The sequence below is a fragment of the endosymbiont of Lamellibrachia barhami genome, from assembly GCF_011947365.2.
GTDB lineage: Bacteria > Pseudomonadota > Gammaproteobacteria > Chromatiales > Chromatiaceae > QGON01.
This window is the reverse complement of record NZ_JAAVSH020000001.1, coordinates 2,908,762-2,933,560: the sequence shown is the minus strand read 5'-3', so window position 1 is coordinate 2,933,560 and position 24,799 is coordinate 2,908,762. Positions and strand designations below refer to the sequence as shown.

Annotated in this window: 19 protein-coding genes and 1 pseudogene; 16 read left to right on the top strand and 4 right to left on the bottom strand. The window is 55.3% G+C overall.

Annotation, left to right across the window (positions count from 1 at the left end; genetic code table 11):
• The first annotated feature begins 9 nt into the window (after positions 1–9).
• Complete coding sequence (locus G9Q73_RS13390; RefSeq protein ID WP_177420220.1) at positions 10–1,089, top strand: prenyltransferase/squalene oxidase repeat-containing protein; 1,080 nt, start codon at positions 10–12, stop codon at positions 1,087–1,089.
• 329 nt (positions 1,090–1,418) lie between these two features.
• On the top strand, positions 1,419–2,696 hold the full coding sequence (locus tag G9Q73_RS13385) for a hypothetical protein (protein ID WP_177420219.1): 1,278 nt from the start codon (positions 1,419–1,421) through the stop codon (positions 2,694–2,696).
• Between the two features lie 328 nt (positions 2,697–3,024).
• Here G9Q73_RS13385 and hsdR read toward each other — a convergent pair.
• The 3 genes and pseudogenes from hsdR to G9Q73_RS13370 all read right to left on the bottom strand — a co-directional run.
• Positions 3,025–4,704 (bottom strand): annotated as a pseudogene (gene hsdR / locus G9Q73_RS13380) (EcoAI/FtnUII family type I restriction enzme subunit R); the annotation flags it as partial.
• Between the two features lie 271 nt (positions 4,705–4,975).
• Positions 4,976–5,356 carry a hypothetical protein gene (locus G9Q73_RS13375; protein WP_177420218.1) on the bottom strand — a complete coding sequence of 127 codons (381 nt, stop codon included), beginning with the start codon at positions 5,354–5,356 and terminating at the stop codon, positions 4,976–4,978.
• A 93-nt stretch (positions 5,357–5,449) separates the two neighbouring features.
• Positions 5,450–5,806, bottom strand: a complete 357-nt coding sequence (locus tag G9Q73_RS13370; protein WP_177420217.1) for a hypothetical protein — start codon at positions 5,804–5,806, stop codon at positions 5,450–5,452.
• Positions 5,807–5,890: 84 nt separating this feature from the next.
• On the opposite strand from G9Q73_RS13370, the gene G9Q73_RS13365 reads away from it, so the two are divergent.
• The 10 genes from G9Q73_RS13365 (at position 5,891) to lnt (ending at position 19,752) form a co-directional block, all read left to right on the top strand.
• Entirely contained in the window at positions 5,891–10,276 is a 4,386-nt protein-coding gene (locus tag G9Q73_RS13365) for a tetratricopeptide repeat protein (protein ID WP_177420216.1), read from the top strand.
• A 262-nt stretch (positions 10,277–10,538) separates the two neighbouring features.
• Complete coding sequence (locus G9Q73_RS13360) at positions 10,539–11,285, top strand: oxygen-binding di-iron domain-containing protein (protein WP_177420215.1); 747 nt, start codon at positions 10,539–10,541, stop codon at positions 11,283–11,285.
• On the top strand, positions 11,282–12,889 hold the full coding sequence (locus tag G9Q73_RS13355; RefSeq protein ID WP_177420214.1) for a putative bifunctional diguanylate cyclase/phosphodiesterase: 1,608 nt from the start codon (positions 11,282–11,284) through the stop codon (positions 12,887–12,889). The genes G9Q73_RS13360 and G9Q73_RS13355 overlap by 4 nt, the downstream gene beginning before the upstream one ends.
• A 112-nt stretch (positions 12,890–13,001) precedes the next feature.
• Positions 13,002–13,811, top strand: coding sequence for a M48 family metallopeptidase (locus G9Q73_RS13350; RefSeq protein ID WP_369408896.1), 810 nt, complete (start codon positions 13,002–13,004; stop codon positions 13,809–13,811).
• A gap of 43 nt (positions 13,812–13,854) precedes the next feature.
• Positions 13,855–14,481, top strand: a complete 627-nt coding sequence (gene gmk, locus G9Q73_RS13345; RefSeq protein ID WP_177420212.1) for a guanylate kinase — start codon at positions 13,855–13,857, stop codon at positions 14,479–14,481.
• Between the two features lie 81 nt (positions 14,482–14,562).
• Positions 14,563–15,918 (top strand): tRNA (N6-isopentenyl adenosine(37)-C2)-methylthiotransferase MiaB, encoded by a 1,356-nt coding sequence (miaB, locus tag G9Q73_RS13340; RefSeq protein WP_177420211.1) that lies wholly within the window; start codon positions 14,563–14,565, stop codon positions 15,916–15,918.
• Positions 15,919–15,955: 37 nt separating this feature from the next.
• Entirely contained in the window at positions 15,956–16,504 is a 549-nt protein-coding gene (locus tag G9Q73_RS13335) for a hypothetical protein (RefSeq protein ID WP_177420210.1), read from the top strand.
• 113 nt (positions 16,505–16,617) lie between these two features.
• Entirely contained in the window at positions 16,618–17,619 is a 1,002-nt protein-coding gene (locus G9Q73_RS13330; RefSeq protein ID WP_177420209.1) for a PhoH family protein, read from the top strand.
• Positions 17,620–17,761: 142 nt separating this feature from the next.
• Entirely contained in the window at positions 17,762–18,223 is a 462-nt protein-coding gene (ybeY, locus tag G9Q73_RS13325) for an rRNA maturation RNase YbeY (RefSeq protein WP_177420208.1), read from the top strand.
• On the top strand, positions 18,220–19,752 hold the full coding sequence (gene lnt, locus G9Q73_RS13320) for an apolipoprotein N-acyltransferase (RefSeq protein ID WP_369408895.1): 1,533 nt from the start codon (positions 18,220–18,222) through the stop codon (positions 19,750–19,752). The genes ybeY and lnt overlap by 4 nt, the downstream gene beginning before the upstream one ends.
• A gap of 143 nt (positions 19,753–19,895) precedes the next feature.
• Here the strand turns inward: lnt and G9Q73_RS13315 are convergent, their stop codons facing one another.
• Entirely contained in the window at positions 19,896–20,096 is a 201-nt protein-coding gene (locus G9Q73_RS13315) for a hypothetical protein (RefSeq protein WP_177420207.1), read from the bottom strand.
• Positions 20,097–20,171: 75 nt separating this feature from the next.
• Between G9Q73_RS13315 and G9Q73_RS13310 the strand changes: the two genes are divergently transcribed.
• From G9Q73_RS13310 to G9Q73_RS13295, 4 genes are all read left to right on the top strand, one after another.
• Positions 20,172–20,660 carry a WbuC family cupin fold metalloprotein gene (locus tag G9Q73_RS13310; protein ID WP_177420206.1) on the top strand — a complete coding sequence of 163 codons (489 nt, stop codon included), beginning with the start codon at positions 20,172–20,174 and terminating at the stop codon, positions 20,658–20,660.
• Positions 20,661–20,883: 223 nt separating this feature from the next.
• Entirely contained in the window at positions 20,884–21,918 is a 1,035-nt protein-coding gene (locus G9Q73_RS13305) for a Fe(3+) ABC transporter substrate-binding protein (RefSeq protein WP_177420205.1), read from the top strand.
• Complete coding sequence (locus tag G9Q73_RS13300; protein ID WP_177420204.1) at positions 21,909–23,582, top strand: ABC transporter permease; 1,674 nt, start codon at positions 21,909–21,911, stop codon at positions 23,580–23,582. The genes G9Q73_RS13305 and G9Q73_RS13300 overlap by 10 nt, the downstream gene beginning before the upstream one ends.
• On the top strand, positions 23,575–24,624 hold the full coding sequence (locus G9Q73_RS13295) for an ABC transporter ATP-binding protein (protein WP_177420203.1): 1,050 nt from the start codon (positions 23,575–23,577) through the stop codon (positions 24,622–24,624). Before G9Q73_RS13300 ends, G9Q73_RS13295 begins: the two co-directional genes overlap by 8 nt.
• Positions 24,625–24,799 lie beyond the last annotated feature (175 nt).

Sequence of the window (24,799 nt, the reverse complement as noted above, 5' to 3'; positions counted from 1 at the left end):
AATTACCCCATGAAATTGATGACCAAGACACTAACATTTCTGTTCACTTTCCTGTTGGCTTTCAGTGCCTCCGCCACGGATGCCAGTATGGATTCAGGGCTGAAGAGTAAAGCCAAGCGCGCCACCGATAACGGCCTGCGCTATCTGCGGGAACAGCAGGACGAAGACGGCTCCTGGTCGGGCTCAGTCGGCATCACCTCACTGGCGCTGCGCGCCTATCTTGAGAGCCGCCGCAAATATACCGAGGATGACGGCCCCTTCATCACCAAGCCTGTTGAGTTCCTGCTCTCTCATGTGAAGGAGGATGGTTCCATCAGTGAGACCATCAACAACCGCAACTACAATACGGCAGTTGCCATCACTGCACTACAGGCCACCGGCAACCCAAAATATAAACAGACCATAGAAAACGGCCAGAAATTTCTTAAAGGACTGCAACTGGACGAGAAAGACGGTTATAAAAAAGATCACAAATACTACGGCGGCATCGGCTATGGTGGTGACGAGCGCCCGGATCTCTCCAATCAATACCTCGCCATCGAAGCACTGAAGGCTACCAGTCTCGATCCCAACGACCCGGCTTGGGAGAAGGCGCTGGTCTTTGTCAGCCGTTCCCAGAACAATAGTGAAACCAACGACCTTAAATGGGCAAAGAATGATGGTGGCTTCGCCTATATGCCCGGCTACAGCCCACATGGAGATGCCGTCTCCTATGGCAGCATGACCCATGCCGGGCTCATCAGTCTGCTGTTTGCCGGTGTCGACAAGAACGACCCAAGGATTCAGTCCGCCTTTAACTGGATCCGTGCCAACTACACCCTGGATGAGAATCCCGGCGCGAAGAAAAATCAGGGACTGTTCTACTACTACAACGCCTTCGCAAAGAGCATGTATGCCTTCGGTGAAGCAGAGGTCACGGATAGCAACGGCATCAAGCATAATTGGCGCAACGACCTGGCCGAAAAACTGCTCGGCCTGCAGGACAAAGACGGCTCCTGGGTCAACCCGGACTCTCCACGCTGGTGGGAGGGCAACAAAAATCTGGTGACCGCCTGGGCCGTCATCTCCCTGAATCATGTCATCCGTTAAAGGATGCCTGTTTAGAAACCTATCATTCACCACGAAGGGCACGAAGAACACGCGACTGCATGGCAAAGACTGCTCCTGCACTCTTTCTGCATTTCCTCCATCCCTGGAGGTCAGATACAGGGGTAGAGCAACGCAAGGAGCAGTTGCCGAAAGACAACTCATTGTTAATCATTTTTCCTTCGTGTTCTTTGTGTTCTTCGTGGTAAATAGAGTATTTCTGGATAGACACTAAGGAGAAGACTCTGATCCTCCTTTCGCGTTTCTCTCTTCTGCTGATCCTGCTGTTGTCTGCTTTTCAAACAGCAGCAGGGTCTTCTGCAGATCTGCGCGTGCATGCAGGTTTGCTGGGGAAATTCCAGCCAGGGACAACCACCGAAATCGGGGTGGAGATCGTCTCATCTCATGCCGCAAGAGCCGATCTCTCAATCTCGGATGCCAACGGCAGAACGCTCTACCATCTGCAATTAAACGAACACGCCAGAAAAAAACTCTGGATCGGCATCAAACCCAAAAAGGATGGCTCGGTTACTGTCACCCTGACAGCGCCAAGTGAAAAAACACTCACCCACTCCATCACCCTCACGGCCACCAGATTACCTATCACCCTGGTTTCCATCGCGCCGAACGAGGGGATGAGATCCACCGCACAGCTCAAAACAACGGAAGAGAGCGCTATCGTGATGCTCTCTTCCGCCAGGTTTCCTCATACCACACAGGGGTATGGCGCTGTCCAATCGGTCATCACCGACCTGGAAAGTCTGGCGGCCCTTGGGCAACGACAGTCGGAGGCATTGGGTCAATATCTGGCTGGATGCGGCATCCTGCTGCTGGATAAGGCATCTTCATCAGTGGTTGAACGTCTGGGCAGATCAGCCGGTTGTGGTGGACATCTTATCCGCAGTTACGGCCAACTGTCGGAGATTCCCCAACTACTGCAGCAACTCGATGGGCTGCGTCCGCCAAAACCACCCGAAAGCAAAACCCTGGCATTGCTCACCAGTAGCCAGCCCCACATGGCGGTGCCGTTATACCTTTTTGGTTATCTTCTGCTCATGGTGCTGTTGAGCAGTCTTCTCACGCGTCCCGCTCTGCTGTTGGTACTCCCACTTCTGACTACTGCTACAGGTCTTGTGGTCTGGTACGGTACGGGGGGGCAACAACTGACTCTCTGGGCCGAAGCGGAGACAGGAGATCCTGTCGCCAGGCTGGCGGCGATCCAGTACAGCGGTGGTGACCGCAGAGGTTTTCAGGAGACAACATTTACCGCTGATGTGGTTATAACACGTCTTGAGAACCCGCAGACATCCACACCGATCGAACACAGAGAGGGAGACGATCTCTATCATCTGACCAGTAACACGGCGTTGTTTGCGCCGACACGCTATCGTCTGGACGGCATCGTCCGGCAACCCCACCGACTCTCGTTGATACTGGACAGTGGCCAACCGATAGTCCGCAATACCGGAACCCGCGCCAGCCCTGCCGGACGACTGCTCTGGAAACGCCACAGCTACTTTACACTGCACTGCCCGCACTTTCACCCGATGAAACATGGCATCCCGAACTGCAGGGCGAAGCCCCCACAACCCCTGCCGAGCGACTACTGAGCCGACGGCTCTCATTCAACGGCGCCGCACTGCTGATCCCAATTTCCCAGGAGTGGGGAGGATTCGCCCCCTCAGCCACTTCGACCACAGGTTGGTTGGTAATCCGCACCTCCACGGGGACCGATCATGAACCTGATCCGGCTCGCCACCGTAGTACGTACACGCTCGGCAATTCATGCACGGTACGTCGTTGATGACGTATTTAATCCGCTTACATCCTCTTTCGGCATCATCCCAATCACCTGGAACTTCGTTAACTCATTGCCATCGAGCTGTGCCCCAGGTGTTCTTCATCAAAGTCTTCTGGGGCACGGGGTCTTCACCTGACCGGGGTGTAAATCTGCACTGGTTTCGCCATCAAAGTCGGGTCGGCAAACAGTTCAGTGGCTTTTTTGAAGTCGATGATGGTGAAGTAGAACTTACCATAAGCCTCATTGATACGGGTGCCCCGTCCGACGATCTGCTTGAACTCGGTCATGGATTTGATGCTCTGGTCAAGCACAATGAGTTTGCAAGTCTGGGCATCGACACCCGTGGTCATCAGCTTGGAGGTGCAGGCAATGACAGGGTATTTGCTCTGCGGATCGATGAAGTTATTCAGCTCAGCCTTGCCCTCCTGCTCGTCCCCTGTGATGCGCATGATGTATTTGCTGTTCTGACTCACCAGGTCGGCATTCTCATTGACCAAGGCCTGGCGCATGCGCTCGGCGTGGTCGATGTTCTCGCAGAAGATAATGGTCTTGTCGAAGCGGTTGGTGCCCTTGAGGAAACGGGTGATCTGGCGAGCTACCAGTTGGGTGCGCTGCCCCAGAATCAGCGTCTTGTCGAATTCCTTCTGGTTGTAGACTCGGTCTTCGACCTCCTGGCCATATTTGTCCTTCTTACCCTTTTCAGGGCGATAGCCGAAGAGATCCTTATCAAGTTCCATACGCACCACCTTGTAGGGGGCGAGAAAGCCATCTTCGATGCCCTGCTTGAGGGTATAGCTGTAGACCGGTTCACCAAAGTAGTGGATGTTGGAGACATCCTTTGTCTCTTTGGGCGTGGCGGTCATGCCGATATGGGTAGCCGCTGAGAAGTAATCGAGAATCTCATGCCATGCAGAAGCCTCAGCGGCGCTGCCCCGGTGGCACTCATCAATCACGATCAGATCGAAGAAGTCGGGAGAGAACTGTTTGTAGATGTTCTGGGCCTCTTCGGTGCCGGTAACGGCCTGATAGAGGGAGAGATAGATCTCGTAGGACTTGTCGGCCTGACGCTTCTGGATCTTGGTCATTGCCGAACCAAAGGGCTTGAAGTCGTTACTCTTGGTTTGGTCGACAAGGATGTTGCGATCGGCGAGAAAGAGAATGCGTTTCCTGGTTCTCGATTTCCACAGCCGCCAAATAATCTGGAAGGCGGTGTAGGTCTTACCCGTGCCGGTAGCCATGACCAGCAGGATGCGATCCTGTCCGCGGGCAATGGCCTCGATGGTGCGGTTGATGGCATTGACCTGATAGTAGCGAGGCGTCTTGCCGCTGCCATCGGAGTAGTAGTCCTGGGCAACCAGAGCTTGGGCAGTCTCATCTTTCAACCCCTTGTGGTCGCAGTAACGCTGCCAAAGTTCATCTGGGCTGGGGAATTCATTCAGGGTGAGCTCTGTCTCTATCTGCCCCTCGGTGACGGTGCGGTCATGGAAGAGAAAGCCATCGCCATTTGAGCTGAAGACAAAGGGCAAGTCGCCGTGCATTTCGCTGTAGTTAAGGGCCTGCTGCATACCGTCACCCAGCGCATGATTGTTGTCTTTGGCTTCTACGACTGCGATGGGGATATTGGGCTTGTGGTAGAGGATGTAGTCGGCAAACTTAGGCTTGCCCCGTTTGTGCTTTTTACCCCGCACAAGGATCTTGCCATTGGTAATGGCAACCTCTTCGCGGAGCTGGGTCTGAATATCCCACCCCGCCAGGGTGATAGCCGGGGTAATGAACTTCGTTCTGATATCGGTTTCTGAGAGGTTTTTCTTATCGATATGGCTCATTGAACACCATCCACTGTGCATTTGCGGCCCATTCTAGCAGCTGTACTGTGCGATTCGGGACAGTATACTTAATTCAGTCTCGCTGCTAATGGGTATACTGTCCCCAGAAATCCACGGCGTAATCGGGGACGCACTCTGTTTTTCTCTCTTCCCCTGTTTTATTGTCTGACATGGCCACTTCGTTTCGTTATTCTGGGATTTACGATATTTTATCAAATTGAGACGGTAAATCCGACAGACTCCCAGGGACTGAATATTAATGTCAAAACCGGATCCAGAAAAACTGAGCTGCCTGTTCGATGAATTTGAGCGGCAGGATACGAATGATGCTGACCCAGAGACAGAGCTCGAACATAAAACCTATCGGTGGAGAGATGTTTATGTAGAGCGCGGTGAGCTGGGTCTTCTCATGGAAAGGTGGAAAAAGGTTTCCGACTTTCAGCGGGTTGAGGAGATACAGCCCCAGCTGGCAATTCTCTTGGCCAATTCCGGTTTTGGTAAAACCCGGCTCGTGCACAAGTTTTATGAGGAAATAGTCAAACGGCATCAGGCTGATGGCTGCCGGTACTGGCCCCCCCTCATCGGCAGGAACAATGACACGCTTACGGTCAATCCGCCATTCGACCAGGTGGATTTGGAACAACGGTTGCCATTTCTTTGGTGGGGCATCCAGTTACCCGATCAAACCACCGAAAAGTCAACCTGCAAGCCGGTGTTGAATGATGCAGTGGGGATTCTATCCAGCCATCTGTTTTCGATGGAAATGGCGCGCCAGAGAAGGGAAGTACGTAACGCAGTAGGCCAGGAGGTGCTGAATCTTGCGCTGGTGACAATCAGTAAGCTGACGCTGATTGAAACCGCCAAGGATTATTATGAAATCGGCAAAGGCATTGCGGGCGCAATCAACAAGGCGATAGGCATCAGGAAAGAGGAGAAACAGAGCCACGTCGAGCGTGAGCGGCAGGAGAAAAAAGAGTTTGTAGACGAAGTCGTCGAGAACCTCTCGATGCTGATGAATCCGGATAACAGCGACATGGAAAGGATACCCATGGTTCTGTTCATCGATGATGCGCAATGGATCGACTGTAAGCAAGACCACAAATCCCGACCCAACACAGACCTGCTTGAGTTACTGGGGAAGATCATGCGGCTTGCCAGACAGGAGCATTGGCCGATCATGATCATCCTGACCCACTGGGAAGAAGACTGGAACAAGCTCAGGCTTTCAGGCGATGGTGTGCCTCATCTGCTGGAGAATGGCGGTGAAGCGGAAATTGTTGAAACTTACGCCAGAACTGCAAACCCGAACTATCATGGTTGGGAGGAGTGGGAACGGTCGATCATCAGGCTGGGCCAGTTTGATTTATCCGGGATACTGAAGGCCGCATTACCGGGTGTCTATCAGGATGAAGGACAACAGATGCGCCTGATCGGGAAGGTGGTCGATGGTTTTCAGCGGGAGAAAGACGTTCTCGCGGATAATGCCCGCTATCTCGATGAGTTCCTCAAGATGCTCTATCAACCCGCCAATCTGGAGTATCTCAGAGACCGGAGTATTGATCAGCCCCTGATTGATGGCTGGGAAGTGAGGATGAGCAGAAAGCTCGGTGGGTTGGAATACGCCAGGCTGGTGCAAAACCGGTTTGACCAGCTCAAAGAGCCGTATCGCCAGACATTATGCCTATCCTCCTATCAGGGGATAGAGTTTCCCGAGAAACTGACGGAGGTCATCTCCCGCTATCTATACGGCCCTAAGTATGGCTGTCCATGGACGGCGCTCGAGGATCCTGAGACCTTCATACAGCGCAACGTCAAGTACCCGAGCGGGGTGTCGCGTTTTCCGGATTCGGTCTACAAGAGCATTGCCTACGAGGCACTGTCGCCTGAACATAAGCAGAAACTCAAAGAGATCCTGCCCAGACTGCTGAGTTACTGGCTGTACTATGGTTCGTTCGGTCAGGGACTGGAGACGTTGGATCTGAATTTAGCTGAAGAAGAGACGCTGTGTGGAATAGCCCTCAGGGTTTTAAATGACTGCAGGTCAGATTCAGAAAGTCTGGCCAGGGAAATCAATGCAGATCTGGCTTCGGTTGTTGCGCTATCTCGCCTGGTTCGAATAAATCGCTATAAATACAATGAGGAGCAGGCATACCGGTATGCGCTGGAATTTTATGAAAGCCTCGTGGAACCGTGGAGTCCTGGCGATATCGAATTTGGAGATGCAATAGCAATATACAATAGTCTGAGTCTTCATCAGCAACATTCTGCCGCAATATTCATTGCGCGGAATATAAACTCTGATTGCATTGAACTTGACAGGTTGAATGGCGATCAAGAATCGAAATCGAATCTATCCCTCTCTTATGGATTGCTTGGTGAAGTGGCCTTCGATATGCAGCAACCCAACGAGGCAAGGGCGTGGCATGAAAAGGCATTGGAGATAGACCGTTTACTGGCAGAACAGTCCCCAGACCCGAAGACATTGCACTCCCTCTCTATCACCTTTGAATGGCTTGGCGATATCGCTGCCGACATGTTGCGACTGGATGAGGCAAAGAGATGGTATGAGCAGTCATTGACAATACGCAGTCAGTTGGCGGAACAGTCTTCAAGCAGGCAAGATCTTCGGGACCTCTCTTTCTCCTATGGGAAACTTGGAGGTCTGGCTCTTGAGTTACTGCAATTGGAAGAGGCGGATTCTTTTCACCAGAAGGCGCTGGAGATACGTGAGCAGCTACTACAGGGTCACGAAAACCCGGATACATTGAGGGATTTATCACTCTCACTCGAACGTTTGGGTGATGTTGCCGTTGCCATGAACGATTTCGAAAAAGCCCAACAGTTTTTTCATGACATGCTGGATATTAAAGGACTTCTTGTCGAGGAGGCGGTGACTCCCCAGACTTTACGGGATCTTGCCATAGCCAATAAGAAACTCGGTAAGGTCGCCCTCAACATGCAGCAACCGGATGCGGCAAAAGCCTGGTATGAGAAGGCGCTGGAGATAGACCACTTGCTGACAGAGAAATATCCTGGTCCCAAAACATTACTGGATCTTTCTATCACCTACTTGGATTTGGGTGATGTGGTGTTAGACAATCAGCAACCGGAAGATGCAAGTGCCTGGTATGAGCAGTCTCTGGATATTCTCAGTAAACTGGCGGAAAGCTCTTTGAGTCCTAAAGTGTTATCGAACCAGGCAATCGCCTGTGAGCGGTTGGGTAATGTGGCCAGCAACATGCAGCAACAGGAAGCGGCAAAAGTGTGGTATGAGCAGGCTTTGGAGATACGCCGCCAGCAATCTAAGGACTCTAAGAATCCGCAAACATTACGAAACTTATCCATTATGTATGGAAAGCTGGGAGATGTGGCCAGGAGCGTGCAACAACTGGAAGGCGCGAAGGCCTGGTATGAGCAAGCATTGGAGATTTGCCGTCAGCTGGCTGAGAATTCCTCAAGCCCGCAGGCCTTGCGAGACCTGTCCATAATGTATGAGAAGCTGGGATATGTGGCCGGCGACATGCAGCAACCAGAAGGCGCGAAGATCCGGTATGAGCAATCACTGGAGATACGCCGCCAGTTGGCTGAGAAATCTTCTAGCCCGCAAACCTTGAGAGACCTATCCACTATCTATGAATGTCTGGGAGATGTGGCTGGCGACATGCAACACCTGGATGACGCAAAGGCTTGGTATGAGCAGTCATTGGAGATACGCCGCCAGTTGGCTGAGAATTCCTCTAGTCCACAAACCTTGCGAGGCCTGTCGGTTCTGTATGAGAAGCTGGGAAATGTGGCCGGCGACATGCAGCAACCGGAAGGCGCGAAGGACTGGTATGAGCAGTCATTGGAGATACGCCGCCAGTTGGCTGAGAATTTCTCTAGTCCACAAACATTGCGAGGCCTGTCCGTTCTGTATCAGAAGCTCGGAAATGTAGCCAGTGACATGCTGCAACCAGAAGGCGCGAAGACCTGGTATGAACAGTCATTGGAGATACGCCGCCAGTTGGCTGAAAATTCCCAGAGCCCGCAGACCTTGGGAGACCTATCCACAATCTATGAATGTTTGGGAAATGTGGCTGGCGACATGCAACACCTGGATGACGCAAAGGCTTGGTATGAGCAGTCATTGGAGATATGCCACGAGTTGGCTGAGCATTCCTCCAGTCCGGAAACCTTGCGGGGCCTTTTTGTTGCGTATGTAAAGCTGGGTGAGGTGGACTTTGGTATGCAGCAATTGGAAGCAGCAAAGGTCTGGTATGAGCAGGCGTTGAAGACAACCAGCCTGCTGATGAAAAACTCTTCCAGCCCACAAACGTTACGAGATCATGCCTTTTCCTGTGGAAAGTTGGGTGAAGTGGCCGAAAAGCTCCAACAACCGGAAGTTGCGGTGGGATGGCACGAACAGGCGCTGGAACTGCACCGTCAAATATGGGCGGCCTCAAATAGCTTGCAGGGAATAAGAGATATCTCTCTCTCGATTGAGCGATTGGGTAATGCCGCCCTCACCATGGGAAATATTGAAAAAGCCAGTGGCCTGTTTATTGAAATGATGAATATGAAGGAACAGCTTGTGGAGATGGCGGCAAGCCCACAAGCGTTGCGTGACCTCTATATCTCATATTCTAAAATGGGTAATGTAGCCAGGGAAACGGAACAACCAGTCGAAGCGAGGGATTGGTATAAAAAAGCCCTTGATGTATGTATACAAGCGGGGAGCCAGTCTACCAACATCCAATCATATTATGACCTCTTCTATATTCAGCTGGTATCTGGCGATATTGCCAGTGACATGCAGAACCTGGAGGAGGCCAGGAACTGGTATATCAAGGCGGTGCAGACAAGTGAGGAATTGATAGGGGACGCTGCAAACACATCGCACCTGCAGTTGGTTGCCATTCCGTATGAGAATATTGGAGATATTTGTAGTCAAAATGATGAGCATCATGATGCCGGGAAATGGTTTGGCAAGGCCCTGACGATTCTTCTGCACCTGCGTGAGCAGTCGCATGACAATGTACTCGATCTTTGCCGCTTGTACGAGAAATCAGGAACGAACGAGGTGCATCTGGGTGAAATGGAAAAGGCGCTGGACTGGTATACGCAGGGACTGTCGTTGATTGAGAGCGAGGAGGGCCACGAGAGGTATGAACTCGTGCAGGAAGACCTTCAGTCCAAGGTTCTCAATCTCAGTAGTGCTGTGGAAAAATTATCCCGATCAACCTGGCTGGATCTGGCAATTGGAATATTCAGGAATGCAGCGGCAGGCGTAGGTATGGAAGCGACAGGTGAAGAGCAACGGCAGCAGTTAACGCAATTACAAGCAATGTCCATGGAAATTTACAGTAGATGGGAAGCAGCGAATGATTCCCGTGGTGATATGGATATGGGACTCCTACAGCATTCCGCAGATATTTTGCGGGACATAGCAGAGGTTTTCAGTCATGCAGGCACAGATCAGGAAAATGATATTATCGGTCTCTATCTTATTGCCGGAGAGATAGCAAACAAACTGGAAATAGATCCCTATGCAATCATGAATTTCGATGAAGATGAAGAGGTCTGAAATATCAGCATGAGTCGAGTGGTGTGCTGGATGGTGCCTGTAATCTGGGTGTCCAGGAGATAATCTGCGGTAAAACGCCTGGATAAGATAAGTCCATTACCATAGGTCAGCCCTTCAATCCGCCGAAGGGGAGTGGCTGATATTGTTGGCGAGCGTTTACGTGGAGGTCACCTGAGAGAAGAAAAATCCCCACCCTTATTTCATTACAAACACAGCGGTTAATCACTATACTGTCTGCAAGTTTTTGTTGAATGGATAACGCATGAAAATCGACTATAACAGTCCCGTCGCTGCGACCCGCGAGATCTATTGGGTTGGTTTCTTCGATGAGGCGGCCCAGTTGCACTGCAACCCCTATCTGATCATCGATGAAGAGGACATCGTCTTCATCGACCCCGGCTCCATCCCCCACTTTCCGGTGGTGATGCGCAAGGTGATGGAGCTGATCAATCCGGAGGATATCACCTACATCATCGCCCAACATCAGGATCCGGATGTCTGCGGAAACCTGGCTGTGGTGGAAGATGTCATCAATCGCAATGACCTGAAGATCGTCGGTCATAGCAACAGCCTGCGCCTGATACGTCACCTGGGTTTACGTTCTGAGCTCTACCCTGTGGATGAGCATGACTACGCCCTGACCCTGAAGAGCGGACGCAGACTGGAGTTTCTCTTCACCCCCTACCTCCACTCACCCGGCGCCATCGTCACCTACGACACAAAAACCCGCAGCCTGTTTACCAGCGATATCTTTGCCGCCATCTCCCAGGATTGGTCGCTGTTTGCCGAAGGTGACTTTCTTTCGCCAATGGATCCATTCCACCAGAACTACATGCCGAGCAACCGGATTCTCAAACACTGCATGGAGCGCTTTGAAAAGATGGATCTGGATCGGGTCCTACCACAACACGGCTCCATCCTTGAGGGCCGCGACATCCAAAGAGCCATCGAACATCTCAAGGCCCTGCCCTGCGGCATCGACTTGGTTGATGGTGGACCAGAGCAATGACAGAGAACATTGTTCAGGTCGGTACACAGCATGTCACCGATGTCCAGGATATCAATAAAAACCTGGTGGAGAAGACCCTGCGCATGCGCTGTCTCGCCTATCTCTCTCAGGTCAAATCTGAGCTCCTGATTGAGACCATCCATGACATGAATAACAGCCGCCAGGAGCTGGCTGATCTGTCAACCGACCTGGCGGAACGCACCAAACAGGCAGAGAAGCAGAGACTGGTCATCGAACGGGAGATGCGAAAACTGGAAGAACGGAACAAGGCACTCGAAGTCGACCGTGACCTGCTCGAATTGAAGGTTGAGGAACGCACCGAGGCGTTTGAAAAACTGGCCCACTATGACTCATTGACCAACCTGCCCAACCGATTTCTCTTCAATGACCGATTGAAACATGCCCTGGCCCGCGCTGGCAGGGAAAACAGTCAAGTCGGCCTGCTGCTCATCGATCTGGATCGTTTCAAGAACATCAACGACACCGCAGGCCACCCGGTTGGAGACGAGCTGCTCAGGCAGGTCGGACAACGTATCCTGCAAAGCCTGCGCACTGAGGATACTCTGGCCCGCCTGGGAGGTGATGAATTTGCCGTCATCCTGGAGAACTTCGAACATGATGAATTGACCGCTCATGTTGCGCACAAGATCCAGCAGAATCTTCTACCGCCCTTTGAGCTGACGCAGGACAGCATCCATCTGACCGCCAGCATCGGCATCAGCCTCTACCCTGGGGATGCCGAAGACCCTGTTACCCTGCTGAAAAATGCCGACACTGCCATGTACCGGGCCAAGGCGGAGGGTAAAAACACATTCCATTTTTACACCAGGGAGCTGACTGCTTCGGCCAACTCACGCTTCTCGCTGGAAAATCAACTGCGTCTGGCCCTGAAACGCGATGAATTCGAACTTTTCTATCAGCCCCAGTTTGACCTGAACAGCGGCCGGATATCAGGGGCGGAGGCGCTGATTCGCTGGAATCATACTGAGCGCGGACTGGTCTCTCCAGCCGATTTCATCTGGCTGGCCGAAGAGACCGGATTGATCATCCCCATCGGCGCATGGGTCATAAAGTCTGCCTGCCGCCAAGCCAAAAAATGGTTCGACGAAGGACGCTTGAAAGGTCGCATCTCGGTCAACCTCTCCGCGCATCAGATTATGCAGGAGGAGACCTATTCAGTCGTCAGACTGGCACTGGAGGAGAGCGGACTTCCTCCCGATCGGTTGGAACTTGAGATCACGGAAAGCGCCCTGATCGGCCAACTTGAGCAGGTCAGTCAGGTTCTGGATGCCTTCAAATCACTAGGCATCTCCCTGGCTATCGATGACTTCGGTACCGGTTATTCCTCCCTGGCCTACCTGAAACGCTTCCACATCGACCGCCTCAAATCGACCGCTCCTTCGTTCGCGATATCCCTGGAAACCCCAACGACATGGCCATCATCCGCGCCATCATTGCGATGGGCCACACACTGGGGCTCTCAATCGTTGCCGGGGGGGGTGGAAACGGAGGCCCAGGCCAACTTTCTCACCGGTGTCGGTTGTAATGACGTTCAGGGATATCTCTACGGCAAGCCCGTCCCCTGTGACCAGTTCCAGACTTAACTCCAGGGGTCGGAGTCAAACCGCATTACGCAGCTTAGCAATACCCCCGTCCATAAAGCGGTTTGACTCCGACCCCTCTCCTGCAATCAGAGCCAACCGGGTAATCAACACCGTGAAACTGAAACTCAAAATTGTCGCCGTCAGCCTGTTGCTGACCCTTCTGGTTGCCTGCGCCACCAGCCCCACCGGCCGCAGGCAGTTCATGATCGTCTCGGAAGACCAAGCCATCGCCTCATCTAAAACGGCCTATCTGCAGATGCTCAAGCCCTACGCGGACGACGGCAATCTGGATAACGATCCGAAGCTCAAGGCGAGGGTGCATAAGATTACGGCACGCCTCATTGCCCAGGCGGTGATAATGCGCCCGGAAACCAGGGACTGGGAATGGAGCATGAAGATTCTCGACGATCCTGAAACAGTCAACGCCTGGGCAATGGCGGGGGGAAAGATGGCGCTCTATACCGGACTGGTTGAGCAGATCGAACCCACTGATGATGAGCTGGCACAGGTGTTGGGCCACGAGATCAGCCATGCGCTGGCCAAACACTCGGCAGAAAAGATGTCGGTTGCGATGGCCACCTCCCTCGGCATCCTTGCCATAGGCATCGCATCGGACAACCGTGGCGCCACCATGGCAGGTGCAGCGGTCGCGGCAAAATTGGCCATTGACCTGCCCAACAGCCGCACTGCAGAGGCCGAGGCAGACCAGATAGGTATAGAACTTGCCGCCAAGGCCGGTTACGACCCCAGAGCCGCCGCCACGCTTTGGGAGAAGATGGGCAAACTCTCAGAGAGCCGTCCGCCACAGTTTCTCAGTACTCATCCCGCTCCGGAAAACCGCCAGGAGACCCTCACCCGGCTGGCCACCGAGATGATGCCCTACTACAAGGCCAAGGGGGAGCGCCCAATTTTCGATTTCTGATAGTATCTTCGCTCACCCGCAAGAAATGACACAGGAATCCAGCATGTCCAAAGCCAACGGCACACTCTATATCCTCTCCGCCCCGTCCGGCGCCGGCAAAACAAGCCTGCTCAAGGCACTGCGGGAACAGGACAGTGAGTTGAAGGTTTCGGTCTCGCATACCACCCGCGCCAAACGTCCCGGCGAAGAGGATGGCGTCCACTACCATTTCATCGATCACGCCCGCTTCCTGCACATGGTCGAAAGCAAGGCATTTCTGGAGCACGCAGAGGTATTCGGCAACTTCTACGCCACCGCTGAGTCCGAGGTTCGTGCAAAACTGGAGGCCGGAGAGGAGCTGGTATTGGAGATCGATTGGCAGGGCGCCCAACAGGTACGCAAATTCTTTCCCGAGGCGGTCTCCATCTTTATCTTGCCGCCCAGCCTGGCAGCCCTGCGGGAACGCCTCGATGAACGGGGCCAGGACGACGAATCGACCATCCAGGCTCGCATGCAGGAGGCGGTCAGTGAGATGTCTCACTATGCCGAGTTCGACTATCTGGTCATCAATGATGATTTTGCAACGGCACTCGCTGAGCTCAAGGGCATCATCACCACCCACCGTCTCCATCTCCCTGGACAGCAGGCACGCCACGCGGCACGCATCAGGTCGCTGCTCGGGGAAGTTTAGGGACTCCCACACCCTACACAAGTTGGCCAGTTCCGGAGATGGGGCTAAAATAGCGTTTTTTTCCACACATCCAGACTATCCATGACCGGCAAACTCTACATCAAGACCTTCGGCTGCCAGATGAACGAATACGATTCCGCCCGTATGGCGGACGGATTGCGCGAGGCGGAAGGTCTGCATATCACCGACAAACCGGAAGAGGCGGACGTACTGCTGCTCAATACCTGTTCGATACGGGAAAAGGCGCAGGAGAAGGTCTTCTCGCAACTTGGCCGCTGGCGCCCCTGGAAAGAGAAGAACCCGAACCTGATCATCGGTGTCGGCGGCTGCGTCGCCAGTCAGGAGGGCGAGGCGATCCGCAAGCGGGCGCCCTATGTGGATCTGATATTCGGTCCCCAAACCCTGCACCGCCTGCCACAGATGATCAGGGAGGCACGTACCGAGCACCATCCGGTAGTGGATGTCTCCTTCCCCGAAATTGAAAAGTTCGACTCTCTGCCGGAGCCACGGGCGGAGGGTCCGACCGCCTTCGTCTCCATCATGGAAGGCTGCTCGAAATACTGCACCTACTGCGTCGTCCCCTTCACCCGCGGAGAGGAGATCAGCCGTCCCTTCGACGATGTGATCGCCGAGGTGGCAGGGCTTGCGGCCCAAGGGGTGCGCGAGGTCAATCTGCTGGGGCAGAACGTCAACGCCTACCAGGGCGCCATGCACGACGGCGAGAGCGCCGATCTGGCACTGCTCATCGAATATGTGGCGGCCATCGACGGCATCGATCGCATCCGCTTCACCACCTCCCATCCTCTCGCCTTCTCTGATCGCCTGATCGAAGTCTACGGCGAGGTACCGGAGCTGGTCAGCTTCCTGCACCTGCCGGTGCAGTCGGGCTCCGACCGGGTACTGGCGATGATGAAACGCGGACACATGGCAGTGGAGTACAAGACCAGAATTCGCCGCTTGCGGGAGGTCCGCCCCGACATCACCATCTCATCCGACTTTATCGTCGGCTTTCCCGGTGAGACCGAGGCCGACTTCGAAGAGACCCTGAAACTGATCGGGGAGATCGGCTTCGACAACTCCTACAGCTTCATCTACAGTCGCCGCCCCGGCACACCGGCAGCGGATCTGCCCGATGATGTCTCACTGGCGGTCAAACAGCAGCGTCTGGAGCGGCTGCAGCAGTTGATCAACACCCAGGCCCAGCGCATCAGCCGCCAGATGGTGGGGACGATTCAGCGGGTACTGGTGGAGCGCCCCTCCCGCAAAGACCCGAACCAACTGGCCGGCCGCACCGAAAACAACCGGGTGGTTAATTTCAACGGGCCGGTGGAACTGATCGGCAGATTCGTCGATCTGCGCATTACCGAGGCGCTGCCCAACTCCCTGCGTGGAGAGATCGAACAGATTCTGGCGGAACAAAGCGCAAAGTTGGGATAGACTTATTCCCAAGAATGGAATGATTCCGGAGCAATAGATGAGCGGAGAGAACAAGGGCGGCAACACGCAGATTATCATCGCGCTGATCGGCCTTGCCGGCATACTGGGCGGCGGGGTTATCGCCAACTGGGATAAGATTTTCCCGCCTGCACAGCAATCCCAAACGGTGGTGATTGAACCGATCAAACCGCAAGTCAGCCAACCGAAAATTGAACCACAACCGGTAGCGCAACCGGAAAAACCCGATCCCGTCATTCTTTACACAGCCAAAATAGCACCGAAACCTCGACTTTTCCACGGCAGCTACGTCGGCATCATGACTGAAGGTGTTGAAAGCATCGACGTCCAGTTCACCCTAAAGCGAACAGGCAACCGTGTGACCGGGAGTTACTCCGGTGGGGATGAGAGCGGTAGATTGCAAGGCACTGTGAACGACAATATCCTGACCTACAACTGGCAGGCGGGAGAATACACCGGCAGGGGCATCACGGTAGCCGAGGGTGATCGGATCGTCGGAACCTGGGGATATGGTGATGCCATCAGCGGCGCTGGTGAAACCATTGCCCAAAAAACAGTACTGCGTTGAGTTCGCAGGCCTGATCAAGCGTAGCGGGTCAGGCGACAGTATCTGGCTGGCAGCGGCAATTGCAGTTAGACTATCCGCTCCTTGCTCAAACCCTTTCCAACCCGGTATCTCCTTTGTCTGATCATCCTGATTCCCTCGATTTCTCCCTCGAACCTGAAGACAACGAACGGCTTGCCAATGTCAGCGGCCAGCTCGATGAACATCTGCGTCAGATCGAACGCCGTCTGGGCATAGAGATCAGCAACCGGGGTTACCATTTTCGTCTGATCGGCGACGCAGATGCCGTGGGTGCAGGAAAGCAGGTTTTGCAGAATCTCTATGACGTTGCACAAGATGAAATCCTCGACCCCAAGCGCGTCCATCTGTTTCTGCAGGAGTCCGGCATCGACGCACAGGTTCAGACAGACAAACCGGCCGATCTGCCGGAGACGGTCATCAAGACCCGGCGGGGTCTGATACGCCCTCGCGGTCCCAATCAGCAAGAGTACCTGCACAAGATCCTGGCTCACGACATCAACTTCGGCGTGGGCCCCGCAGGCACCGGCAAAACCTATCTGGCGGTCGCCTGCGCAGTGGAGGCCATGGAGCGGGACCAGGTACGGCGGATCCTCCTGGTACGTCCTGCTGTTGAGGCTGGTGAGCGGCTCGGTTTCCTGCCCGGCGATCTGGCACAGAAGATAGACCCCTATCTGCGGCCACTCTATGACGCACTTTATGAGATGCTCGGCTTCGAGAAGGTCAGCAAGCTGATTGAGCGCAACGTCATCGAAGTGGCGCCACTTGCCTATATGCGGGGACGCACCCTCAACGACGCCTTCATTATTCTGGATGAAGCCCAGAACACCACGCCTGAGCAGATGAAGATGTTTCTCACCCGTATCGGCTTTGGCTCCACTGCCGTTATCACCGGCGATGTCACCCAGACCGACCTGCCACGCGGTCAGCGTTCAGGCCTGCGTCAGGCCGTTGAGGTTCTGGGCCAGGTGGACGGTATCAGCTTCACCTTTTTCAATGCCCGCGATGTGGTGCGGCATCACCTGGTCCAGCGGATCGTGCGCGCCTACGATGACTTTGATCAGACGGGTGATAGCGACACAAAAGGGCATATTGGTTAGTTTTGATGTCAATTGTCTGCTCACCATCTGTAGGCCGGTTCAAGCTTGCGGAACCGGCGCTGCTGGATCTCGTTACACCACCGCATTGCCCGGTCCGCGAGCTTGACCGGGCCTACTTGCTGCTGCGCAGGATAGCGCCGCCATGCACTTAGAAATTGAAATCCAAAACGCCACCGAGAGAGTTGATCTGCCGACGAAAAAGCGATTCATCCAATGGGCTCAGGCGGCGTTGGTAAAGAGGGAGAAAGCCGTAGAAGTGGTGATTCGGATCGTCGATGAGGCGGAGAGCCGGGCGCTGAACCGTGATTATCGCGGCAAGGATCGTCCCACCAATGTACTCTCCTTCCCTTTCGAAGCCCCCCCGCAAGTTCCCAGTAACCTGCTGGGGGATCTGGTGATCTGCGCACCGGTGGTGATGCGGGAGGCTGAAGCGCAGAACAAGTCAGCCCTGTCCCACTGGGCGCACATGACAGTACACGGGATGCTGCATCTGCAGGGCTTCGACCATCTTGACGAAAATGAAGCTGAAATCATGGAGGCACGGGAGCGGCAGATCCTGCACGAACTGGGATTCAGCGATCCCTACGCGGAATCCTCCCTGTGAGTCTGGCGGAATCCGCCCGATCCAGGTTCATCCAGTGGATCGAAGCCGGACCAGGCGCCCTTCTGGCGCTGCTTGCAGGTGCAGTGACCACCCTTGCCTTCGCACCCTTCAATATCTGGCCGCTGGCCGTTGTTGGGCCTGCGCTGCTTTTCCTGCTCTGGCTGAAAAACCGACGCTGGAGCGGTTTTCAGCTTGGACTCATCTACGGCCTTGGTTTGATGGGCAGTGGTGTCTCGTGGCTGCACGTCAGCATCGCCCAGTTCGGCAATCTCGGCTGGTTTCCGCCTCTGTTGATCACCACCCTCTTCGTCCTGGTGGCGGCCCTCTACTACGGCCTGGCCGGCTGGATCGCCAGCCGTTTTAAAAGTACCACAAGCCAGCGCCTGCTCGTAATCTACCCCACCATTTGGGTCGCGTCTGAGTGGCTTCGTGGCTGGTTTCTCAGCGGTTTCCCCTGGCTGCAACTCGGCCACTCACAGATCGACTCACCCCTCGCAGGTTATAGTCCACTGCTGGGGGGGCTGGGCAGCAGCTGGGCTGCTGCACTCTCCGCGGGTCTGCTGCTGACGTTTGTTTTATCGACCGAAAAACGCCGGACGGCACTCGCTGCCCTGCTGCTCTGGGGCGTCGGCTGGGGTCTGCAGCAGGTATCCTGGACCCAACCCTACGGCGATCCTCTGCGGGTCGCCCTGATCCAGGGCAACATTCCCCAGGAGAAGAAGTGGCAACCGGATCAACTGCTGGACACCCTGCGACTCTACGCCACCGAGACCCGCATCCATCTCGACAACGATCTCATCATCTGGCCGGAAACCGCTATACCGGCTTTCCTCTCCCAGGTGGACGAGCCATTCGTCCAGCCGCTTGAGTCCGCGCTGAAGAACAACGACGCTCATCTGGTATTTGGGGTGGTACGAATGGATGAGGAGAGGCAAACCTACTTCAACACCATGGTCAGCGCCGGTGGTCTGCGAGACTACTACTACAAACGTCATCTGGTTCCTTTCACTGAGTTTCTGCCCTTCAAATCGATACTCAATCCACTGGTTGATTTCCTCACCATTCCGATGTCGGATTTTTCTGCCGGTACCAGAGCCAAACCATTGATGACGGTTGGCAATCATCAGGTCGGCATGTCGATCTGTTACGAAGACGCCTTCGGCAATGAGATGATCCAGGCCTTGCCGGAGGCGGCCTATCTGATCAACGCCAGCAACGATGCCTGGTTCGGAGACTCTCTGGCGCCTCACCAGCATCTGCAGATCGCCCGCATGCGGGCGTTGGAGACGGGACGGTATCTGCTGCGCTCGACCAACACCGGCGTGTCGGCAATCATCGATCCTCATGGCGGACTGGTTAAGGCTTCACCCCTGCTGAAAAAAGATGTCCTGCTGGGGCAGATACAGCCCATGTCCGGCAGCACACCCTATGCCAGTCTGGGCAATCTGCCGATCCTCACGCTGCTACTGATGAGTCTGATATTCGCCTATCCCTGCGCACATAGAAGATTGAGGCGATCTGATAGTTAGTGTCTTTCCGGAAACAGGTGAATAATTGTAGCCTGAATGAAGCGTAGCGGAATCCAGGAAGATAGGTAGCTGCTCCATAGTCTGTTCCCGGATTACGCAAGCTTCATCCGGGCTACGGCAATAGATTTCCGGATGGACACCAGTCAAGGATGGGGAATCTTTACTGGTTCAATACCCAAAGACTGCAAACGCGCCACTTCCTCTTGCTGGCGACTCTCCTCGTATTTGATCACCTCACGAAGCTGGAAAACCACCTCTTGTTCACTGCTCCAGGAATCCTCTCCCGTACCCTGCGGCACCTCACTGTCGGCGCACCCCCGCAGTGGCGACAGCCCCAAGGCCATCCACCATCCTGGGATTTTGATTTGTGACCAACAGAACATACACTGGCTCCCCCCAGCACAACTAAGAACATATCGATGAAACTGTTTGATAAGACCGTCACCCGCCAACTGATTGAGGATTCCCGCAGCTCCCCCCGGTTGCGCGCCCATCACTGTTTTCACCCGAGTCCCGACGCCAGTGTACAGCGACTCGCCATGGCGATGCAGCCCGGCACCTATTATCGTCCCCACCGACATGCCGATCCCGCCACTTGGGAGACGCTGTTGGTACTCCAGGGGAAGTTGGCCTATCTCACCTTCGACGATAGTGGCGTACTGCTCAGCCGCACCGAACTGAAAGCCGGTGGACCGGTGCACGGCGTGGAACTGCCCGAGGGAGCCTGGCACGGACTGGTGGCCCTGGCGCCCGATACAGTGGTGTTTGAATTCAAGGAGGGGCCGTTCAAACCGGTGGCAGAGGAGAATTTCGCCGCCTGGGCGCCCCTTGAAGGCTCCGCGGAAGCGGTTCCAATGGAACAGTGGTACCGCACAGCCCAGCCCGGCAATCGCGTCCCAGCTTTGTAACACCAAACATGTTGGATTCGTAGGCCTGATCAAGCGTAGCGGATCAGGCAATCACCCGAAATATCAAACTGCGTTTGCCGGTTCCGCTACGCTTGAACCGGCAAACGCTCTCTCTCCTCGTATCTCCCTTTATATCCTTCTGCAGACTCACTGTTGACTTTTTCACAAAAAGTATTGAGAATCTTTCTCATTATCATTACGCATCACGGAGTTCTATTTTTCCATGAGAAAGGCATCCCTCTACATAATTTCCCTGCTGGCGACCCTGGTTGCTGCGACCTCATTCTCCAGCACGGCCTTTGCCGCCGAAGAGGTCAATCTCTACTCAGCACGCAAGGAGGCACTGATCAAGCCACTACTTGACCGCTTCTCCGCGCAGACCGGCATACAGGTCAATCTGGTGACCGGCAAGGCCGATGCCCTGCTGAAACGCCTGCAACTGGAGGGCAGAAACAGTCCTGCGGATCTGCTCATCACCACCGATGCGGGGCGACTCTACCGGGCTAAAAGCGCCGGCGTGACTCAGAGCGTCTCCTCCGCCATGCTCAAGGATGCCATTCCCGCCACCTATCGTGATCCGGAGGGCCACTGGTTTGGACTCTCCCTGCGAGCGCGCCCCATCATCTATGTCAAAGGCAAGGTGTCGGCAGACGAACTCTCCACCTATGAGGCGCTGGCCGAGCCCAAGTGGGCGAAGAAGATCTGTATCCGCTCCTCCGGCAATATCTACAACCAGTCGCTGGTTGCCTCCATGCTCTCCCACGATGGCAAGGATAAAACCCAGCGCTGGGCCAACGGCCTGGTGAAAAATCTCGCCCGCAAACCCAAAGGCGGAGACCGCGACCAGATCAAGGCGGCAGCAGCCGGCCAGTGCGACATCGCTATCGCCAATACCTACTATCTGGGCAAGATGATCAAAGGGAAAGACCCGTCGCAACAAACCGCAGCGGATAAGGTCGCCATCTTCTGGCCCAACCAGTCCGGCCGCGGCGCCCACGTCAACATCAGTGGCGTCATGCTGACTCAAGCCGCGAAAAACAGGGCCAACGCCATCCGGCTGATGGAGTTCCTGGTCACGCCGGATTCCCAGTCGTGGTATGCCGAGGCCAACTATGAGTACCCGGTTCGAGAGGGGGTCGAATGGAGTGACCTGCTCAAACAGTGGGGCAGTTTCAAAGCGGATCAGCTGAATCTGGCCAAACTCGGTCAGAATAATGCGGAGGCAGTGAGGATCATGGATCGAGCCGGGTGGAAGTAGCGACTCACAGCACCACAGACCGTACGGCGTTACACCGGCCCGGCCTCTGGCAGGCTGGCGTATTGCTCTCTGCCCTGGTGCTGGCGCTGCCGGTCTTCACCGTCTTCAGCTTCATCTTCGTCCCTGCGGGGGAGGTCTGGAGCCACCTCGCAGAGACGGTGCTCGCAGACTATCTGAGCAATTCGGCCCTGCTGGTTTTAGGGGTCGCGTTCGGGGTGCTGCTGCTTGGTATCCCCACCGCATGGGTCATCGCTGTCTATGACTTTCCCGGGCGCCGATTTTTTGCCTGGAGCCTGCTGCTGCCCCTGGCGATACCGGCCTACATCATTGCCTACACCTACACCGGTCTGCTCGATTTTGCCGGTCCGCTTCAGACCGGGCTGCGCGACAGCTTCGGACTGGAAGGGGGGGGCTACTATTTTCCTGAGGTCCGCTCCCTGGGCGGGGCAGTCATCATGCTCTCCCTGGTGCTCTATCCCTACGTCTTCATGATGGCGCGCAGCAGTTTTATGGGGCAGTCGTCATCAACCCTGGAGGCAGGCCGCGCCTTGGGGGCAGGCCCACTGCGGATATTTCTCTCCATCGCCCTGCCCCTGGCGCGACCCGCCATCGTCACCGGCCTCTCCCTGGCCCTGATGGAGACCCTGGCGGACTACGGCACAGTGCAGTATTTCGGCATCAGCACCTTCACCACAGGCATCTTCCGCACCTGGTTCGGCCTCAACGACAGCGCCGCAGCCGCCCAGCTTGCCGCACTCCTGATGAGCTTTGTTTTCATCCTGATCCTGCTGGAACACTATTCACGCCGCGGCCAACGTTTTTATCAGACCGGTGGACGCCATCGCCACCCGATCCACCACCCGCTCAGGGGCTGGCAGCGTTATGCGGCCATCACCATCTGCGTCATCCCTCTGGTCTTCGGCTTCCTTATACCGGCAGGTCAACTGTTGGTGTGGGCGCTCTCCATCGCAGAAGAGGCGATCGACCTGAGCTTCCTGCAGTTGGCGGGCAACAGTCTGTTACTGGCGAGCGCCGCCGCAATCTTCACCCTGATGCTGGCACTCTTCCTGGGGTATGGCCAACGTCTCCACCCTTCGAAATCGGTAACCATCGCAGTACGCTTTTCCGCCATGGGATACGCCATCCCCGGCACAGTGATCGCGGTGGGGGTGATGCTGCCTTTTGCCTGGTTTGACAACACCCTGGACGAATGGATACGCGGCACCTTCGACCTCTCCACTGGCCTGCTGCTCAGCGGTACTGTGTTCGCGCTGCTCTTCTCCTATGCGGTACGCTTTCTGGCGGTTTCACTGCAGTCGGTGGAATCGGGCCTGTCGAAGATCACCCCAAATATGGATGATGCCGCACGCTCACTGGGGCTGGCGCCGGGAAAGGTATTGCGGCGCGTCCATCTGCCGATGATGCGCGGCGCACTGTTGACTGCAATGTTGCTGGTCTTCGTCGATGTACTGAAAGAGTTGCCTGCGACCCTGATTCTGCGTCCTTTCAATTTTAACACCCTGGCGGTCAGAGCCTATGAACTCGCCTCGGATGAACGCTTGGCCGATTCGTCCATCGCCGCCCTATCCATCGTGGCAGTGGGCATTGTGCCGGTGATCCTGCTCAGCCGCGCCATCCGAAGATCCGGAGAAATCCATGAATAAGCTGCTGGCGCTCAACGATGTGCATATCGCCTACGACGACACGGAAGTCGTAAAAGGGATCACCTATGATCTGCAAGCGGGGGAGATCGGCTGTCTGCTCGGTCCCTCCGGTTGCGGCAAAACCACTCTGTTGCGCGCCATCGCCGGATTCGAGCCGATCCGCGCCGGCAGCATCGACCTCAAACAGTCTGCTGTGAGTCGCCCCGGCAACACCCTCGCCCCGGAACAGCGCCACCTCGGCATGGTGTTTCAGGACTTTGCCCTCTTCCCCCACCTGAATGTGGCGGACAATATCGCTTTCGGCATCGCCGACCGACCCGGCAAAGAGCGGCGCAAACGCATCGAATCACTGCTGCGACTGGTGGAGCTGCCGGACGCCGGTTCGCTCTTTCCCCACCAACTCTCCGGCGGGCAGCAGCAGCGCATCGCCCTCGCCCGGGCGCTGGCGCCGGAGCCGACACTGTTGCTGATGGATGAACCCTTCTCCAGCATGGATGTGGACCTGAGGGAGAGCCTGGCAAGAGAGGTGCGGGAGATACTGAAGCGCGAAGGTACCACCGCGCTCCTGGTCACCCACGATCAGCATGAGGCCTTCGCCATGGCGGATCGGATCGCGGTGATGCAGTCCGGTCTAATCCAGCAGTGGGACACCGCCTTCAACCTCTACCACACCCCCGCAAACCGTTTCGTGGCGGGTTTTATCGGTCAGGGTGCTCTGCTGCCTGTGGTGCGGGATAACCGGGGCCGACTGATCAGTGAGCTGGGACCATTACCGGAGGTCAGCACTGAGGCTGCGCATACCGGCAACATGGAGATACTGCTGCGACCCGACGATGTGGTTCGTCAACCTGATGGCGTGACCACACAAGTGGTCAGCAAGGCGTTCCGTGGCGCGGATATCCTCTATCGATTGCGATTACAGAGCGGCGCTGAGATCCTCTACATCACCCACGGACGGGATAATTTTTCGCTGGGAGAGAGCCTCACCGTAGGATTGGATCTGGATCACACGGTGCTATTTCCTGTAGCAGAGTCAGTCTAGATCGAACAACCCGGACACAACGAAAGCAATCATGGTGCGCAGCGCACCCTACGTTCTGGTAGGGTGTGCTGTGCGCACCGGAATGAGCAATCCTGGTGCGCGGGTTGCACCCTACGTTCGTCGCATCTAGAGAAGCCACACCCCATGCCAACCACCACGACCTCCGAAACTTGAG